Origin of the sequence: Caloramator australicus RC3, from assembly GCF_000297115.1 — a bacterium.
GTDB classification, from domain to species: Bacteria; Bacillota; Clostridia; order Clostridiales; family Caloramatoraceae; genus Caloramator; species Caloramator australicus.
This window is the reverse complement of sequence record NZ_CAKP01000067.1, coordinates 36,424-54,958: the sequence shown is the minus strand read 5'-3', so window position 1 is coordinate 54,958 and position 18,535 is coordinate 36,424. Positions and strand designations below refer to the sequence as shown.

Sequence of the window (18,535 nt, the reverse complement as noted above, 5' to 3'; positions counted from 1 at the left end):
ATATCACTCCTTTATTTGTATAATATTTAGCTGTCTACCAGTCATAGTTCCATCCCTTCTATAGGAATAGAAATCATTTCTGCACATAGTGCAAATTAAACTTTCATAAATATTTTCTTCTAAAATTCCTGATTCAATAAGTTGTTTTTTATTTTCCTCACTCAAGCTTATATAAAATTTTTCGCCTTTATTTATTAAATTGAAAAATACGCCTAAATCTTCTTTAACTTCATAGCAGCATGGTCCTATTGATGGTCCTATAGCAGCAATTATATCATTAGGGATACTACCAAAATACTCTGTCATCCCTTTAACAACCTTTGTTACGATTTTAAGGGCAGTCCCCTTCCATCCAGCATGCACAGCAGCTACAATCTTCTTTTTTTTATCCACTAAAAAAATTGGGACACAATCTGCTGTAAATATCACAATTGGAAGGTTTAATTCCTTTGTAATTATTGCATCTGCTTCTGTCCCAAGTATATTTTCTCTATTTTCATGAGTCACAATAATTACTTTATCTCCATGAACCTGTTTAGTAAAGACTAAATTATCTGCGTTAAAATTTAACTTAAATACTTTTTCAATAACAGCATCAGGTATTCTTAAATCATTACGCATTAAACTATACTCGTTAAAATCAATACCAAAATATTTATTTGTAAAAATATGATTTATAAATCCTAATTCTATAAAGGCTTTGACTTCAACTCCTTTATCTGAATAAATAAACATAATAACACCACCATCAATTTCTTTATAAATATTTTATCATAAAAAATAAAAGGATTCAGCATAAAGCTAATCCTTATTTTCACTTAATAGTTTTTGTAATTCTTCTAAAAAAGTATTAATATCTTTAAATTGCCTATATACCGAAGCAAATCTTACATAAGCTACATCATCCAACTCTTTTAATTTTTTCATAACAAGCTCACCGATCAAACTGCTTTCTACTTCTTGTCTCATTGTATTATAAACTTGTTTTTCGATTTCATTTGCAAGTTCCTCAATCTTTGAAATCGATATAGGTCTTTTTTCGCACGATTTTAAAACACCAATTAGTATTTTTCTTTTATCAAATGGTTCCCTTCTACCATCCTTTTTTACAACATAAACAGGTATATCCTCCACCTTTTCATATGTAGTAAATCTTCTATTGCAATTTAAGCATTCCCTTCTTCTTCTAATTGATGTATTATCTTCAGTTGGTCGTGAATCTAAAACCTTAGTCTCAACATGATTACAAAATGGGCATTTCATTTCCTTCATCTCCATCGTATAACTTTTTATTGATAAATTATAACATCATTTTTGTTTATTGTCTATTATTCTTCACTGTTATCCTGTAAGAGATCTATTAAAATCACATCTACCCCTATAGTCTTTACCTTGTTCCAACTTATCAAGATTTCATCCCTTTTCTTAAAAAAGGACAAAAAAGCATTTTCTGGGGGGATAACAATATACTCAATTCTTTCTAAATTATCGTCAAAAATAAGATCACTTATAAATCCTAATCTCTTACCCTTATTGATATCTATAACCTCCATCTGTCTTAATTCCGATAAAGTAACATGGACATTTTCTAAATTATCCCTCATAACTTCACCTCCTAAAAAATTATATGATATAAATAAAAAAAATATGGGTGTAATTTATAAACACCCATACTTTAAACAAATTTTCTCAAATGGTTCAAAGCTGACTTTTCTAATCTTGAAACCTGTGCTTGGGAAATTCCAATCTCTTCAGCTACTTCCATTTGTGTCTTTCCTTCAAAAAATCTCATCATTAAAATCGTCTTTTCTCTTTTATTTAATTTTTTAAGGGCTTGCCTAATTGCAATATTTTCTATCCAAGAATCATCATCATTTTTTGTGTCACTAATTTGATCCATTACATATATTGCATCTCCTGCATCATGATATATAGGTTCAAATAAAGAAACAGGATCCTGAATAGCATCTAGCGCAAAAACAACTTCTTCACGGGGAACATTTAGCTCTTTTGCTATTTCAGAAATTGTTGGTTCTTTATTGTTTTCCGAAACCAATTTATCCCTAACCTGTAAAGCTCTATAGGCAATATCCCTTAATGATCTGCTAACTCTAATAGAGTTGTTATCTCTTAAATATCTTCTTATCTCACCAACAACCATAGGAACAGCATAAGTTGAAAATTTTACATTCTGATCTATATCGAAATTATCAATTGCCTTAATAAGCCCAATGCATCCAACTTGGAACAAATCATCTACATTTTCTCCTCTATTATTAAATCTTTGAATAACACTTAGAACTAGCCTTAAATTTCCCTTTATAAACTTTTCCCTAGCTTCTTTATCTCCTTGTTTCATTCTCGTCAACAATTCTTTCATTTCTTCATTTGTAAGAACAGGCAGCTTTGAAGTGTTTACTCCACATATTTCAACTTTGGTGTTTGCCATAGCGATGCTTCAACTCCTTCGGTTAATTTTGTATTATAATTATTCCCGAAGGATATTTTTTTTATTCTTTTCATAAATTTACAATAAATTTATAATTTAAACCATTTTAGTTATTTCCTTTTTTAATCTTTTAATTATTCTTTTTTCAAGCCTTGAAATATAGGATTGTGAAATTCCTAATATATCTGCGACCTCCTTTTGTGTTTTTTCTCCTTCACCTTTTAAGCCAAATCTTAGTTCCATTATTTGTCTTTCACGCTTACTTAGTCTATTTATTGCATTCATCAATAGTTGTTTTTCTACTTCGTCCTCTATATAATGATAGATTAAATCATTATCAGTTCCTAATATATCTGAAAGCAATAATTCATTACCATCCCAATCTACGTTTAATGGTTCGTCAAAGGAAATTTCACTTCTAACCTTACTGTTTCTTCTTAAATACATTAATATCTCATTCTCTATACATCTTGATGCGTATGTTGCAAGTTTTATTCTTTTTGTAGGCTCAAAGGTATTAACAGCCTTAATTAATCCTATTGTTCCTATGGATATCAAATCTTCTATACTTACTCCAGTATTTTCAAATTTTTTAGCTATATATACAACTAATCTAAGGTTTCTTTCAATCAAAACATCTTTAACTTTGTAGTTGCCATTTTTTAATTCTTCAACCAACTTATTTTCCTCTTCATTCGATAAAGGTGGCGGTAAAACATCGGCTCCCCCGATATAATACACAAAACTTCTTCTAAAAAATTTATTCATTATGAAATTAACAAATTTTATCAATAAATTAATTATAAAATTTATAATGCCCATAACATTTCCCCCTATCTTATAATTTCTGGAAAAGCTAATGCATCAAAAATTCCCTCTTGAGATAATGGAAGATGATAAAATGTCATTATTACATCCTCTAAAACCTTTAAGTGTCCTTCCTTTTTAACTATTAACTTATCTATTTTTATTCCTGTTATTAAACCGTTACTGATTCCTATTGCATTATATGGTATAACTCTTATCCTATTTTTGTATTTTGAATTTAAAATGCATTTAACAAAGTCTTCATAACTTTTAGATAGATTTAAATTATGATATAAATCATTAGGCAATAAATCCTTTAAAGCCTTATAATATACTACAATTACAGGATCCCCTGAGAGTGGATCCTTTAAATTATTTCCGGTATCAATAAGTGCCTTAATATTCTGGTGTTTTTTGTCTAAAAATATCTCTAAATCAACAATAAAATTGTTATCAAAAAAATATGAATCGATGTAATCAAAGGCTATTTTAGAAAATACTATTCCCAATAGACTTCCAATAATCAAATAAATTTGTGACATTCTATTCAACAAAATGACTCCATTAATATTATTAAGATCCCCATGTGTCAAATAAAAGATAGCCATTATACTTCCACCTATGAGAAAAGTTTCTAAATAGAATAAGAGGACCAGTTTTATTACTTCCCGGAATGTATAAGGAAGAAATGCAATTACAATCATCAACAATGAGACTAGAATTTTCATTGACAAATTAAGATAAATTTCCATACTTGGCATTAAAATAACTAAAACATACCAAGCCCCAATAAGTGCACTTAATAACAATCTCCAGATAGGTGCCTTTGACCTTACGAGACGTTTAAGGAGATAAAGCAGAAAATAATTCATAAAAAGATTTTCTATAAATACTATATCGATATATAGAATATCCCCCATATTCACCCTCCAAACCTATTTATTATAATTATAAAACCTTTAGTCCTTTCTTTTTGTCATTTCATAATACTATAAATACACAATTTCTCGTCAAATTATTACTTTTTTTACTTTATTTTGTTTTTTTTACAAAATAAATAACGGTATTAACCATAAGTTAATACCGTTATTGTTAGCACTGTTTACCTTCTTTTCTGATTTCTAATAAAGGGTGGCAAATCGAGATCTTCATCATTTATATCAATATCCATTTTAATTTTTAAAGGTGAATTTTCTTGTTTATCTGCTGCCACTTCTTTGTTGCTTAATCTTGTGTGTTCTTCGAATCCAGTTGCAATAACCGTTATTCTTATTTCATCTCCTAAAGTATCATCTATTACAGCCCCAAATATTATATTCGCATCAGGATCCGCAGCTTGTCTTACTTGATCAGCAGCTTCTGCTACTTCAAACATAGTTAAGTTAGAGCCCCCAGTAATATTTAATAATACTCCAGTTGCTCCATTTATTGTTGTCTCCAACAATGGACTTGATATAGCTTGTTTTGCAGCTTCAATTGCCCTTCCTTCTCCAGAAGCTCTACCGATTCCCATATGAGCTAATCCTTTGTTAAGCATTATAGTTTTGACATCAGCAAAGTCTAAGTTTATTAAACCAGGAACAGTTATTAAATCCGATATACCCTGAACCCCTTGTCTTAAAATATCATCTGCTATCTTGAAGGCTTCAGTCATTGGTGTCTTTTTATCAACAACCTGTAGTAATCTATCATTTGGAATCGTAACTAATGTGTCAACCTTTTCCTTTAACTTCATAATTCCTTTTTCAGCGTTAAGCATTCTTTGTCTTCCTTCGAATATAAATGGCTTTGTAACAACTCCAACTGTTAATATCCCCAATTCCTTTGCAATCTCAGCAACTACAGGTGCTGCACCTGTTCCTGTTCCACCACCCATACCAGCAGTAATGAAAATTAGATCAGCACCCTTTAGAGCTTGAGTTATTTGCTCTATGCTTTCCTCAGCTGCTTTTTGGCCAATTTCAGGATTTGCCCCTGCACCTAATCCCTTTGTTAATTTATCGCCAATCTGAATTTTTGTTGTTGCTTTAGAATAATTAAGAGCTTGTCTATCAGTATTAATTGAAATAAACTCTACACCCTTTAATCCAAATTCAATCATCCTATTTACTGCGTTGTTTCCACCACCACCTACTCCTACAACTTTTATTTGAGCACCGGCATCTACGTTGAATTCAAAATCTAGCACAATAATACCCCCTTTGTTAATTAAAAGAAATCTGCAAAAAATTCCTTTACCTTTTCAATCCAATTTGTTTTGTTTTCTTCTGTTTCATCAATTGAAGAACTTTCTTCATTCTCTTCTAATACTCTATTTATTTTTTTAGAATCAACATGAATTGTGCTGTTTTTCTTTTGTTTTAATACATACATCGCTATTCCTGCAGAAGCTGAATATGTAGGATTTGCTACCCCTATATAATTAGGATATCCAAATCTAACAGGGATATCAAAAAAGTCTTGAGCATAATCTTGAATACCCTTAATATTAAATAATCCTCCACCCGTAATTACAATACCAGCACCAAGATGATTTAGCAAATTATTTTTCTCTAATTCACTTTTTATCAAATATAACATCTCTTGAATGCGGGCTTCCATAATCTCTACTACATTTATTACTTGGATTTCCTTTTCACCTTTACCTGCCACGTTACTTATCTTAATAATATCATCACTTTTCACTAATTTTGTTGAAGCAGCTCCGTATTGTCTTTTTATTTTTTCAGCATCGCTAAAGGTAATTTTGCATATCAAAGAAATATCGCTAGTTATATGATTTCCTCCAACTGGAATAAGTTTGGAAAATACTAAGGTTTTATTTCTAAAAACTGAAATATCCATTGTTTCTGCACCAACATCTACTAAAGCTACTCCAAGTTCTCTTTCATCATCATTTAGGACTATCGTCGAAGTTGCTAATGGTTCCAATACAATGCCATCAACATTTAAACCTGCTTTTTGAACTGTTCTAATTATGTTTTGAACATTAGTCATAGATGCAGCAACTAATTTTGCATCAACTTCAAGTCTTACTCCAACCATACCAACTGGATCCCTTATTTCATCATATCCATCTACTATATATTGTTGAGGTATTATGTCTATAATTTCCTTATCAGGTGGAAGAGCAACAACTTTAGCTGCTTGTATTACCCTTGCAACATCTTCATTTGTTATTTCCTTATCCTCCCTTGAAACAGCTATAACTCCTCTATTATCTATTAATGTCGTGTAACCTCCTTTAATATTAACAAAAGCCGATTTTATTTTAATATTCGACATCTGTTCTGCCATCTCAACAGCAGTTTTAATGGCTTCTACTGTTGCATCTATATCAACTATTACTCCTTTCTTGACACCCTTGCATTCGGAGGTTCCAACACCTATTACATTAAATTGTTTTTTATTTATTTCTGCAATAACTACGCTTACCTTCGAAGAACCAATGTCAAGTGAGACTACTACATTGTTCATTCATTAATGACCTCCTTAAATCTCGTTTTATGTCTATTTATATAAATTCAACACAAATCATTAATTTCCTTTTTATTCAGCATAAAAATTATTTAGAAATTTTAATGTATTTTGGAACAGTCTTCCTATTGTAACCTGATATTTTTATACTTTTTTCTTTTACTATTCTAACATACAACTGGCGAAATTGTAATTCCTTTATTTTGCTATCTGGCATAGTCATCGCAAAATAAAGAGCATCCGGATCGCCGATAGCTAAAATTTCAAAGGGTGGAACAATATATTGATTATTTATTTTAATAATTGGGCCCTCACAAGTAACTTCAGAGGTTGAAATTATTCTCTGGCCATTAACTGAGATAGCTTCAGCACCAGCATTCTTCAAATCATATATAACATATAAAATATCACTATTGTGTGTAATATAATCCAATATATTGTCATCAGATATATCGTAGTTTCTATTATCATCAATAATAATCCTAACTCCTGGCCCCTCAACATCACAAAAACCTGAAAACAGTCTAACATCATCTAATTCATTTTTCATTGTCATCAATACATTTTGAGTGATTCTACTGCTATTTTGATATTCTATTAACTTTTGTTGCATATTTTCAATATCTTTATTTAAGATGCTTATTTGATTCTTTAACTGGTTTAGTTCTAAGTTTTTTCTCTGAAACTCCTTATAAGTTAAAATTAGTGTAGGTTTAAATGGATTCGTTAAAATAAAAGAAGTTAAAATAATTCCGCACAACACTCCTAATGTAAGAAGGAAAATATTTTTAACATTAAGCCTCATCATTTTTCCTCCTTACATGTTTCCCTTCCTTAGCCATGTCAATTATTTGCCTTCTTATAATTGCAAAGTTATTAAATAACCTGCTTCCAAATACAAATACTGCAGCAAGATAAATTGGGACATTTAATCTATCTCCTAAATATGCAAGAAGAGCTGCTATAATTACATTACCAAAAAATCCTGAAATAAATATATCTGATTGAAATTTACCTTCTAAAGATGCCCTAAAGCCTCCAAATACAGAGTCTAAAGCAGCAAGAATAGCTACAGGAACATAAGTTGAATATGCAGCTGGAATATCTACCTTTAGAAACATCCCTAAAATAATACCAATTATCAATCCAATTAATGGGATCAATTTATCACCTACTTCCTTTGAATATATTTATATTCAAGATTTTTATTATACTTTAAAATTTTTATTTTATCCGATCTTACAATTTTAATTTCAAATCCACCAATTTTTTTAAGAATCTCAATTATACTATCTGGCATTTTAAAAGCTCCTTCTAATATTGCAGGATCCCCTATTGCTTTAATAACAAAGGGTTGAGTTGGATCAAATTTGCTGTCATTTATCTTTATCGATAGCCCTGCCTGTCTTATCTGAGTTCTTCCTACAAACCTTTCATCATTTATTGATATAGCTTCCGCACCAGCTGAATTAAGTTCATTCACAATGTCAATTAAATCCTTATAATAAACCTGCGACGCCTGTTTGTTTGAAAGATCGTTTACTGGAGTTATTGTTATTTCAATTCCTGGTCCTTCAACATCTGTTAATCCCGATAGTAACCTTAATTGATCAAGCTCCTCCTTCATTTGGCTAGCAACTTTATTTGAGCTTGCTACGGATTTTTCAATTTCATCAATTTTCATTTGTAGCTCTTGTGTTTTTATTAATAATTCATCTCTTTGTTTTTTTAGGTCCTCTGTTTCTTTTACAAGGTTTTCAAACTGCCTTGTCGTATACTGATATCTCGGAGTTTTTATATATCTTAACTGATACGAAACCATAAACCCTAAAATAACACAAATAAATCCTATCCATAGCTGAGAAGATCGGTTGTTCATCTTTGATCTCCTTTCATTGTTTTTTAAAAACAGCTATTCCAGTTGAGGTTATCTCTATTACACCACTTTTATTATTAACAAGCTTGCTTTTAATTATAGTTCTGGCATACCCTAATTTATAGTCTAAATTACTGCAATCACCAACATCAATAACCAAATTATTTTTGGTTTTAAACTTTATGTTTTCAAGGTCCCTTAAATCAGCAGAAATAATTCCTAGCTCTTTAGTATATTCGCAAACCTTTAATACTTCCTTTAATGATTCTAATACATTTTTATCCTTTGAAACGTATTCGTTTGGAATATATTCCTTAACATTGATCCCTTCAATAATAAACACCTTATCATGTGGAAATGTATCGAGTGCTTGGACCATTCTACCTTCATTATCTATATTAACAAAGGAATTATTTAACTTAAGCACCCCTTTAATTTTCTTTTCTTCTATAGTAATTTCCAATGTGGCAGGCAACTTACGTTTTATTCTTACTTCTTCAATATAAGGGTTATTTTTAATATTTTCTGTTATTCTATTTTTGGATATTAAAAATATATTTTTTTCCAGAACGTCTGATAGTGCAATTATTTCTTCTTTTGAAACTAAGTAATTCCCTACAACATTTATCGACTTAATATTAAAAAAACTTGACTTTATTAATAAAAAAATAAATACAGCTATAAAGAAAATTAAAAAAGATAATCTTATAAGTTTTTTCTTGTTTTTTCCCATATTTAATCATCCTTTTTAACAAGTTCTAAAATTATTTCACAAATTTTATCAGCAGCATCTATTTTTGCAAATTTTTTAGCATTTGAAGACATTTTAGTTAATAAGTCTTTATTTTTGGCAAGGCTAATAACTTGCTGTGAAAAAACATCATCTGAAATCTGCGACTCCTTAATAACAATCGCAGCTCCATTCTGCTCAAGGGATAATGCATTATATTCCTGATGATTGTTGGCAACATTTGGCGATGGAATAAGTATAGAAGGTATTCCAAGGGCAGTTATCTCAGAAATAATTGTAGCTCCTGCCCTACTAATGATTAAATCGCAGGCTGTCAAAGCATCGTCCATATTATAGGCATATGGAATAATAATGATTCCCTCTAAATTGTTTATTCCCTTTTCTTTTAAGGTTCTTATAACCCTTTCATATTCTCTTTCTCCAGTTATAAATATTAATTGTATTTTTTCTTCTATTAATTTTGGAATTATATTTATAACAAAATCATTTAAACGACTCGCACCTCTACTGCCTCCAACAGCTAATACTGTAGGTTTATCCTTATTTATTCCCCATTTTTCTTTATTGCTTTCACCTATTTTCCTTAATATATTTTCTCTAATCGGATTTCCTGTTAAAACAACTTTACTTTTAGGGAAAAATCTTTCTGATTCAGAAAAAGTAATAGCGATCTTTGATACAAAATAAGACAATATTTTATTTGTAAGTCCGGGGATAGCATTTTGCTCATGGATAATTGTAGGGATTCCTTTTAAGCTAGCAGCTAAAACAACAGGACCGCAAACATATCCCCCAGTTCCTATAACGATATCAGGTTTAAATATATTTATTATCTTATTAGCATCAAAAAATCCTTTAAATACCTTTTTTATCGAAGATAAAGTTTTTTTAGAAAGCCTTTTATTCAATCCCTCAACCGTTATAAATTGAATTTCAAATCCCTCATGTGGAATTAATTTTTTTTCTAGCCCATTTTCTGTTCCAACAAATAAGACCTTTGCATCTGGATATTTTTGTAATATCTTTTTTGCTATTGCAACACCAGGGTAAATATGGCCACCCGTTCCGCCACCTGAAATTAGAACTCGCACCTTAATCACTCCATTCTACAAATCCCTCGAAATATTTAGAAGAATACCTAGAGATATCAACGTAAACAATAAAGAAGAGCCTCCATAACTAATAAGTGGCAATGTTACGCCGGTTACAGGCATTGAAGATGATACAACTAGTAAATTTATACTTGATTGAATTGCTATTAAACTCGTTATTCCTGCTGCCAAAAGCATTCCAAATCTATCTTTACAATTTATTGCAATTCTAATCCCTCTCCATATTAAAATTGTAAATAACAAAATAATAAAAAATACTCCAATGAATCCAAACTCTTCACCAATAATTGCAAAAATAAAATCGTTTTGAGCTTCAGGTATATAATAATTTTTTTGTCTTGACTGTCCAAAACCCACGCCGAAAAATCCACCTGCTCCTAATGCATATAAAGATTGTATAGCTTGATAACCATCGCCAAGGGGATCAGCCCAAGGATTAAGGAAAGCTGTGAATCTTCTCCATCTATAATCTGCACTTTTCATTGCAAAAAAGGCCACCACTGCCCCTAAAATTAAGATTACACTTAATTGACTAACTTTTGCACCGGCAACAAACAGCATAGAAAATGCAGTTGCCATAACAATTACAGATGTGCTCATATTGGGCTCAGCAATTATAAGTCCAGCAAAAATTCCAGACACTATAAGAACTGGCAATACACCTTGTAAAAATGTCTTAACCTTCTCTCCCTTTCTTGAAAGATTATCCGACAAATAAATAACTAAAATTATTTTAGCAAGTTCTGATGGCTGAATTCCAAGGTTTCCAAACCCAATCCATCTCCTTGCACCTTTTATAGGAGGTAAAAGCAAAAACCACAACTAACAAAAATATTGTTATAAGCATGCCTAATGCTATTAATTTACGGTTTTTGTATATTTTATAATCAATTTTAGATGTAAAATACATAGCACCAATTCCTAAGGATGCCCATATAGCCTGTTTCCTCAAATGATAAAATCCATCATTATATAGTTCCTTATCGATATACATGCTGGCACTAAATACCATATTTATACCTATAGCAAGCAAAATCAGTATAACACCAAACAAAACATAGTCAAAGGGCTGTTTTTTATTCATATAAACCTCCTAAATACTAATTGCTAAAAAACCTATTAAACATAAAATAGCAGTAAAAATCACAAACCATGCCACTATCTTTGTTTCATGCTCGCCTTTTTGTTCAAAGTGATGATGTAAAGGAGCCATTTTAAATATTCTTTTGCCAGTCAATTTAAATGAAATAACTTGAAGAATTACAGATAACGTTTCAATAACATAGATTCCACCAACTATTACTATTATAAAGGGCATTCTGAGCAAAACAGCAAGGGCAGATATTGCACCACCCAATGCTAAGGATCCTGTATCTCCCATAAATACTTCTGCAGGGTATGCATTAAACTTTAGAAAACCAAGTAGGCTCCCTGCCAATGCACCACAAAATACAGATAAATCCTTTTGGCCTAATCCATAAGTTATTACTGAAAAAAATACGCTTACAATCAAGGTTACCGATGCGGCTAGTCCATCCAAACCATCAGTTAAATTAACTGCATTTGTTGTCCCAACTATAACAAAAACCATAAAAGGAATATACCAATATCCCAAATCAATAAAGAGATTTGTAAATGGAATATGAACTTTACTTCCTATCTGTGGATTTGTAAAAGCATAATAAGATAAAATCAAAGCTAATAAAATTTGTCCTAATAATTTTTGATATGCCCTAAGTCCCAAATTTCTTTTTCTTATAATCTTAATGCTGTCATCAAGCAATCCAATAAATCCATATCCGACGGTCGTTAAAAGAGCAATAAACAAAGCGCCGGAAAATTTATTTGTTATAGCTAAAACAGTTAGAATTAGGCTTAGAATAAAAATTATTCCCCCCATTGTAGGAGTTCCCGCTTTTTTAAGATGGCTTTTGGGGCCCTCCTCCCTAATACTTTGTCCAAATTTGAATTTTCTTAGGGCAGGTATTATAACAGGACCTAATAGAAGCGAAATTATAAAGGAAATTATCGTAGCCAATATTGTTATCTGCATTCTTTTCCCCTCTTCCTTTAAGATCTTTCGTTAAATTTCCTGTAATAATTCATTAACTATCTCCTTTTCATCAAAGTGAACCGTTTTATCCTTTAATATTTGATATGTTTCATGACCTTTTCCAGCTATAACAATGACATCATCCTTCTTTGCATTCATCAAAGCATACTTAATTGCTTCTTTTCTATCAACTATGATCTTATAAGGACACCCTGTTTTTTCAACACCTGGAATTATATCTTGTATTATTTGCTCTGGCTCTTCATTTCGAGGATTATCTGAAGTAATAATACAATAATCAGCAAAAGTTCCCGCAGCTTTTCCCATCAAAGGTCTTTTAGTTTTATCTCTATCTCCACCAGCTCCAAATAAAATAATTAGCCTTCCTTTTGTATATTCCCTTGTTGCCTTTAAAATATTTTCAATGCCATCCGGAGTATGTGCATAGTCAATTATAACAGTAAATCCCTGTTTTGCCTTAATTCTTTCACTTCTACCTGGAACTGATTTTAAAGCTTCGAGACCTTTTTTGATAGTATTTATATCAATTCCTAAAGACAATGCTGCAGCTGCACAACCTAATGCATTATAAACATTATATTTCCCTGGCAAATGCAGATTAACTTCAATTTCATTTGATTCATAGCATAACTTAAATTTTGTCCCTTCATCTGACATTGTTATATCTTTAGCATAAACATCAGCAACACTATCAATACCATATTTTAATATGTTCCCTTTTACATATCTTAAAGCTTCTTTTCCATAATCATCATCTATATTTATTATAGCATTTTTTGCCCTTTCAAAAAGTTTTAGTTTGGCTTTAAAATAATTTTCCATTGTTTTATGAAAATCTAAATGATCTTGAGTTAGATTTGTAAAGATTCCTGCCTCAAAGTCCACTCCATATACCCTTTCTAGTTCCAAAGAATGTGATGAAACCTCCATAACACAATAAGCGCAATTATTATCAACCATTTCTTTAAATAAACATTGCAAATCTAATGATTCTGGAGTCGTTCTCTTAGCTTCTATTATTTTATCTCCAATTATATTATAAATAGTTCCTATTAATCCTATTTTTTGGCCGTAAGACTCTAGTATACTTTTCATCATGAAAGTTGATGTGGTTTTTCCATTTGTTCCAGTAATACCTACAATTTTTATTTTTTCAGCAGGTTTTTTATAAAAATTTGATGATATAATGGCCATGGCTTTTCTCGTATCTTTAACCTTTACTAAGGTTACATCGCCAAAGATATTTATATCTTTACTTATAATAAGGGCTTTAGCTCCCCTATCCACAGCCTCCTGTGCAAAATGATGTCCATCAACTTTAAAACCTTCTATGCAAATGAACAAAGATCCCTCAGTGACATCCTTACTATTATAAGTAATATGTTTTATGTCAACATCATTTCCCACAAAAATACAACTATCTATTCCCGATATTAATTCACTTAATCTCATATTCTTACCTCCCTTTATCAAATTAAAAACGAAGTCATGCCATAAGGCATTGACTTCCTATTAATCTTCTGGAACCTCTAATATTATTTTAACTATAGTTCCTTTATTAACTTCAGTATTTGGTGAAATATCTTGTGAGGCAGCAATTCCATCTCCTAAAAATTCAACCTTTAATCCAATCTTTTCTGCAATCTCTATTATTTCCTTTTTAGTTTTTCCAGTAAAATCTGGAACAGCTACTCTTAAGTTTTTATTTTCTGATGTTCCAAGATATAAAGCTATTTTTGTATTTTCCTTTACTATTATACCAGGTTTAGGACTTATATCATATATAATTGTCCCATTTCCTTGAGTTTCATAGTCTAATTTTAATTCCTTCAAAGTTTTAATAGCTAGTTCTATGGATTTTCCTCTAACTTCAGGTATCATCACTTCCTTGGGAATATTCGTTGAAGAAATATTAGGCTGAACATTCATGTATCTTAAAACATCTTCAAGTATCTCCCTTGCAAGTGGTGCAGCTGTGCTTCCTGCATAATAATTTGAAGGATCAGGCTCATCGATAGACAAAAATATAACAACCTTTGGATCATCTATCGGAGCAATTGCAGCAAAGGATGAAATATATTTTCCAGGTGCATATCTACCATCTATTACCTTCTGAGCTGTTCCGGTTTTTCCTCCTATTCTATATCCTTCAATGTAAGCCTTATTTGCTGCCCCATTTTTTACAACGCTCTCAAGCATGAGAAGAAGTTTATTGGCCGTTTCCTTTGAAATTGTTTGCTTTAAAACCTTAGGCTCAAATTCCTTAACGACAGTTGTATTACCTTCGTCATCTGTCTTAACAATCCTTTTTACAAGATGTGGCTGCATCATCTTACCGTCATTTGCTATTGATCCTAATATTGTTATAAATTGTATTGGAGTGACTGAAATTCCTTGTCCAAATGATTCTGTCGCTAATTCCACAGGTCCAACTTTACTTACATCCCTTACCTGGCCTAAAGCTTCCCCTGGATAATCTATACCTGTTTTTTTCCCTAAGTTAAAAAGAGAATAATATTTGTGTAGTTTCTCTTTTCCAAGTTTTTGGCCTAAAATAACAAATCCAACATTACAAGAGTTTTCAAGTATATTTGTAAAATTTTGTATGCCGTGTCCCCTTGTCCTCCAACAACGAATAATTCTATTAGCTACTTTTATAGAACCGTTGCAGACAAATCTATCCTTCTCACTAACAATTCCTTCTTCAATCGCAGCAGCTGCAGTTAATATCTTTAAAACCGAACCTGGCTCAAAGCTATCATTAACTGTTCTATTTTTCCAAAGCTTCAATGCCTCTTCAACCGAACCCTTAACTGGATTATTAGGATCGTAATCGGGTTTATTTGCCATGACAAGAATTTCTCCAGTTTTGGGATCCATTACAATTGCTGATATTTGCTTTGCTTTATATTCCTGCAACCCCTTTTCAAGGGCCTTTTCAGTATAATATTGAATATATTCATCTATTGTAAGGACTATATCTGAACCGTTTTGAGGTGGAACATAAGTAGCTAATCTATATGGAAGTTCCCTAAAGAATTTATCCGTCTCACCCATAAATCTGCCCGGAACTCCCTTTAATATATCATTATAATAATACTCTAGCCCTGCTCTTCCATTTCCATCAATATCAGTATTGCCAAGCACATGAGCTAAAAAATTGCCATTAGGGTAGTATCTCTTAGTATCTTCAGAAACTACTATCCCAGGCAATTTCAGTTCCCTTATTTTATTTCCCTGTTCCTTTTCTATTCTTCTTGCAATCGTTACACTTCCAATCGGCTGTCCATTTGACAATTTCTTATTAAATTTTGCTAATATAGTCTCCTTACTTATTCCTAATATTGGAGAAAGCTTTTCAGCAATCTCTTCACGGGTTATTTTTTTCTCCTTTTCAGCATCAAATATATCCTTCATAAAAGCGTCAACCCTTTCAACATTGCCGCTCACAGCCAAAGGGTTTCCATTTCTATCAAGTATCTTGCCTCTTTTTGCGTCAATCTTTATATCATGTGTCCATTGTTCAACTGCCCACTTCTGAAGCTTAGGAGACCAGATTATCTGAATGTAGGCATATCTTGTTACAATACCCAGCTGTAATAAGAATATAATTACTAATAACCATGCTGCTCTTTTTTTATTGATAATTGTAGTCTTTGGCCCTGTCAAATAGATACCCCCTAATTAATTAATCCCAATAATCTATAAATAAACGCCATTTTATTATTTGTTTTTTCATCTTCTTTATCTGCTATATTTAAAGGTGTAACCTCTAAATAGTGAACATCGCTTGGATGAGGAACTATCATGCCATATTTTTGAACAGCAATTCTATCTATATCTTTTATATTATTAAGTTTTGCAATTTCAACTCTCAAATTGTCATTTTCATCTTGCATTAATTTAATTTCCTTTTTTATGCTTCTAATCTCAGCATTTAATTTTAAAATATAAAAAAATCTTACTAATAATGCAAAGGAAATAAAAGAAATGAAAACAACAGTTATTACGAATTTGGCAAAGTTCTTTTTAGACTTCTTTTCAACTTTCTTAGATCTTTCTTGCTGTGCTTCTATAGTCTTTTTTTCTTCTAATTTATATGCAACAGAACCCCTCATATAAGCTTTATTGCTTGCCATTATCAATTTATTCACCCCTCAATTCATTTAGAACTTATAATTTTTCTGCTATTCTAAGCTTTGCACTTTTAGAACGGGAATTTTCCAAAAGCTCTTTCTCCGATGGAAGAACCGGTTTTTTAGTTATAACTTTTAATTCTGGTTTTTTTCCACAAACACAAAAGGGTAAATCTTTAGAACAACTACAAGGGTTTTCACGCTCTTTAAAGACATTTTTAACAATTCTATCTTCAAGTGAATGAAATGTTATTATGCATATCCTCCCTCCTGATTTTAAGACATCTATACAATCATATATTGCCTTTTCTAGTATTTGTAATTCTTGATTCACCTCTATTCTTATAGCTTGAAAAGTCCTTTTTGCTGGATGTCCACCTTCTCTTCTTGCCCTTGCTGGAATTGCATCTTTAATTATATCGACCAACTCAAAGGTCGTATCTATTGGCTTTACTTTTCTTCGTTTAACTATAAGATCTGCTATTTTTGATGCAAAGTTTTCCTCTCCATATTCTTTAATAATCCTTGTCAATTCTTCCTTAGAATATTTATTGACAACATCCCATGCCGTTATTGAATTATCTTTATTCATCCTCATATCCAATCTAGCATTATGCATGTAGCTAAATCCTCTTTCTGGATTATCAAGTTGATAGGAAGAAACTCCAAGATCTAACAAAACACCATCTACTTTATCTATTTCTAATTCATTTAATATTGACTTTATATTTGAAAAGTTATCATGAACAAAAATCACATTGTTATAATTAGACAGTTTTCTTTTTGAGTATTCTAAAGCCTCGATATCTTGGTCGATACCGATTAGCTTTCCATTTGATAATCTTTTTAATATTTCACTAGAATGTCCTGCTCCTCCTAGGGTTCCATCTACGTAAATCCCATCGCTTTTTATGTTTAAACCTTCTATACATTCATTTAACATAACAGAATAATGCTTAAACTCCATACACTTCACCTTTTCTTTTAAATTCCAAGCTCCGACATTTTTTCAGCAATTTCATTATAATCGATATTTTGGTCATTGTATTCATTCCACTTTTCCTTACTCCAAATTTCAATTCTACTTAATACTCCTATTGTTACTATCTCCTTTATAATGCCTGCATATTCAATTAAATTTTGCGGAATTAAAGCTCTACCCTGCTTATCGATTTCAATTTCTGCCGCACCAGAAAATATAAATCTTACAAAAGCCCTAGCATCCTTATTGGTTAACGGAAGGGCTTTTAATTTTTCTTCTAATTTAGCCCATTCATCCATAGGATATGCGTATAAACATCCATCTAGTCCCTTTGTCATAACGAATTTTGAACCTAGCTTTTCTCTAAACTTTGCTGGAATAATTATTCTGTTTTTTGAATCTAGGGCATGTTGATACTCTCCGATAAACATAACTATCCCCCGTTAACCACTTTACTCCACTTTCCACCACTACATTTATAATTCTATACCATTTTTCGTTTTCCTGCTATATTTTAAAAAAAATTTAAAATATATATTTTACAAAAAAATTAAGAGGTGCCTTTGGCACCTCTTAATGCTCGATAATATTTTTATTTTCCTTACCTTTCATAATGTAAAAATCTATATAATAGCTATTAATTAGCCTGTCTAATTCTTGACTTAATTTAACTATAGTTTCATAATCACAATTTGAATTAATCTTTTCATACAATTATCTCTTAACTCTTCAATTTTATTTCCAATCATTTTTAATCACCACCGATTTTTTTTGTGGTGGAAAGTGGTGATGATTATATATTATTATAAATACTATTTTTTGTCAACATATCCATTATTATTATTTATTTGTTAAAAATAATACATCAAGT

The 18,535-nt window shown here is 31.1% G+C and carries 20 protein-coding genes and 1 pseudogene; all 21 read right to left on the bottom strand.

The window, feature by feature from the left end; genetic code table 11:
- Window positions 1-3 precede the first annotated feature (3 nt).
- The 21 genes and pseudogenes from pgeF to CAAU_RS15595 all read right to left on the bottom strand — a co-directional run bounded on the left by pgeF (window position 4) and on the right by CAAU_RS15595 (window position 18,378).
- Window positions 4-735 (bottom strand): peptidoglycan editing factor PgeF, encoded by a 732-nt coding sequence (pgeF, locus tag CAAU_RS06555; protein WP_008908644.1) that lies wholly within the window; start codon window positions 733-735, stop codon window positions 4-6.
- Window positions 736-801: 66 nt separating this feature from the next.
- Entirely contained in the window at window positions 802-1,263 is a 462-nt protein-coding gene (gene nrdR, locus CAAU_RS06550; protein ID WP_008908643.1) for a transcriptional regulator NrdR, read from the bottom strand.
- A gap of 65 nt (window positions 1,264-1,328) precedes the next feature.
- Window positions 1,329-1,604: a YlmC/YmxH family sporulation protein gene (locus CAAU_RS06545; protein ID WP_008908642.1), complete on the bottom strand. Its 276-nt coding sequence runs from the start codon at window positions 1,602-1,604 to the stop codon at window positions 1,329-1,331.
- 71 nt (window positions 1,605-1,675) lie between these two features.
- Window positions 1,676-2,449, bottom strand: a complete 774-nt coding sequence (gene sigG, locus CAAU_RS06540; RefSeq protein WP_008908641.1) for an RNA polymerase sporulation sigma factor SigG — start codon at window positions 2,447-2,449, stop codon at window positions 1,676-1,678.
- A 96-nt stretch (window positions 2,450-2,545) separates the two neighbouring features.
- Complete coding sequence (sigE, locus tag CAAU_RS06535) at window positions 2,546-3,262, bottom strand: RNA polymerase sporulation sigma factor SigE (protein WP_423219150.1); 717 nt, start codon at window positions 3,260-3,262, stop codon at window positions 2,546-2,548.
- 20 nt (window positions 3,263-3,282) lie between these two features.
- Window positions 3,283-4,176: a sigma-E processing peptidase SpoIIGA gene (spoIIGA, locus tag CAAU_RS06530; RefSeq protein WP_008908639.1), complete on the bottom strand. Its 894-nt coding sequence runs from the start codon at window positions 4,174-4,176 to the stop codon at window positions 3,283-3,285.
- Between the two features lie 182 nt (window positions 4,177-4,358).
- Window positions 4,359-5,444 (bottom strand): cell division protein FtsZ, encoded by a 1,086-nt coding sequence (gene ftsZ, locus CAAU_RS06525; protein ID WP_008908638.1) that lies wholly within the window; start codon window positions 5,442-5,444, stop codon window positions 4,359-4,361.
- 20 nt (window positions 5,445-5,464) lie between these two features.
- A complete protein-coding gene (gene ftsA / locus CAAU_RS06520) occupies window positions 5,465-6,733 on the bottom strand; it encodes a cell division protein FtsA (RefSeq protein WP_008908637.1) in 1,269 nt (422 codons plus the stop codon).
- 88 nt (window positions 6,734-6,821) lie between these two features.
- Entirely contained in the window at window positions 6,822-7,538 is a 717-nt protein-coding gene (locus CAAU_RS06515) for a DUF881 domain-containing protein (RefSeq protein WP_008908636.1), read from the bottom strand.
- Window positions 7,528-7,896 (bottom strand): small basic family protein, encoded by a 369-nt coding sequence (locus tag CAAU_RS06510; protein ID WP_008908635.1) that lies wholly within the window; start codon window positions 7,894-7,896, stop codon window positions 7,528-7,530. Before CAAU_RS06510 ends, CAAU_RS06515 begins: the two co-directional genes overlap by 11 nt.
- Before the next feature lie 8 nt (window positions 7,897-7,904).
- Window positions 7,905-8,612: a DUF881 domain-containing protein gene (locus tag CAAU_RS06505; RefSeq protein ID WP_008908634.1), complete on the bottom strand. Its 708-nt coding sequence runs from the start codon at window positions 8,610-8,612 to the stop codon at window positions 7,905-7,907.
- A gap of 13 nt (window positions 8,613-8,625) precedes the next feature.
- Window positions 8,626-9,342: a cell division protein FtsQ/DivIB gene (locus tag CAAU_RS06500; RefSeq protein ID WP_008908633.1), complete on the bottom strand. Its 717-nt coding sequence runs from the start codon at window positions 9,340-9,342 to the stop codon at window positions 8,626-8,628.
- Window positions 9,343-9,344: 2 nt separating this feature from the next.
- A complete protein-coding gene (gene murG, locus CAAU_RS06495; RefSeq protein ID WP_008908632.1) occupies window positions 9,345-10,451 on the bottom strand; it encodes an undecaprenyldiphospho-muramoylpentapeptide beta-N-acetylglucosaminyltransferase in 1,107 nt (368 codons plus the stop codon).
- A 15-nt stretch (window positions 10,452-10,466) separates the two neighbouring features.
- Window positions 10,467-11,556: pseudogene (ftsW, locus tag CAAU_RS06490) on the bottom strand (putative lipid II flippase FtsW).
- A gap of 9 nt (window positions 11,557-11,565) precedes the next feature.
- Window positions 11,566-12,525: a phospho-N-acetylmuramoyl-pentapeptide-transferase gene (gene mraY, locus CAAU_RS06485; protein ID WP_008908629.1), complete on the bottom strand. Its 960-nt coding sequence runs from the start codon at window positions 12,523-12,525 to the stop codon at window positions 11,566-11,568.
- A 30-nt stretch (window positions 12,526-12,555) separates the two neighbouring features.
- Window positions 12,556-13,998, bottom strand: a complete 1,443-nt coding sequence (locus CAAU_RS06480) for a UDP-N-acetylmuramoyl-L-alanyl-D-glutamate--2,6-diaminopimelate ligase (RefSeq protein ID WP_008908628.1) — start codon at window positions 13,996-13,998, stop codon at window positions 12,556-12,558.
- Window positions 13,999-14,058: 60 nt separating this feature from the next.
- On the bottom strand, window positions 14,059-16,215 hold the full coding sequence (locus CAAU_RS06475) for a stage V sporulation protein D (protein WP_008908627.1): 2,157 nt from the start codon (window positions 16,213-16,215) through the stop codon (window positions 14,059-14,061).
- An 11-nt stretch (window positions 16,216-16,226) separates the two neighbouring features.
- On the bottom strand, window positions 16,227-16,691 hold the full coding sequence (locus tag CAAU_RS06470) for an FtsB family cell division protein (protein ID WP_008908626.1): 465 nt from the start codon (window positions 16,689-16,691) through the stop codon (window positions 16,227-16,229).
- 28 nt (window positions 16,692-16,719) lie between these two features.
- Entirely contained in the window at window positions 16,720-17,649 is a 930-nt protein-coding gene (gene rsmH / locus CAAU_RS06465; RefSeq protein ID WP_008908625.1) for a 16S rRNA (cytosine(1402)-N(4))-methyltransferase RsmH, read from the bottom strand.
- Window positions 17,650-17,666: 17 nt separating this feature from the next.
- On the bottom strand, window positions 17,667-18,095 hold the full coding sequence (gene mraZ / locus CAAU_RS06460) for a division/cell wall cluster transcriptional repressor MraZ (RefSeq protein ID WP_008908624.1): 429 nt from the start codon (window positions 18,093-18,095) through the stop codon (window positions 17,667-17,669).
- A gap of 142 nt (window positions 18,096-18,237) precedes the next feature.
- Window positions 18,238-18,378 carry a Spo0E family sporulation regulatory protein-aspartic acid phosphatase gene (locus tag CAAU_RS15595; protein ID WP_008908623.1) on the bottom strand — a complete coding sequence of 47 codons (141 nt, stop codon included), beginning with the start codon at window positions 18,376-18,378 and terminating at the stop codon, window positions 18,238-18,240.
- Between the last annotated feature and the right edge of the window lie 157 nt (window positions 18,379-18,535).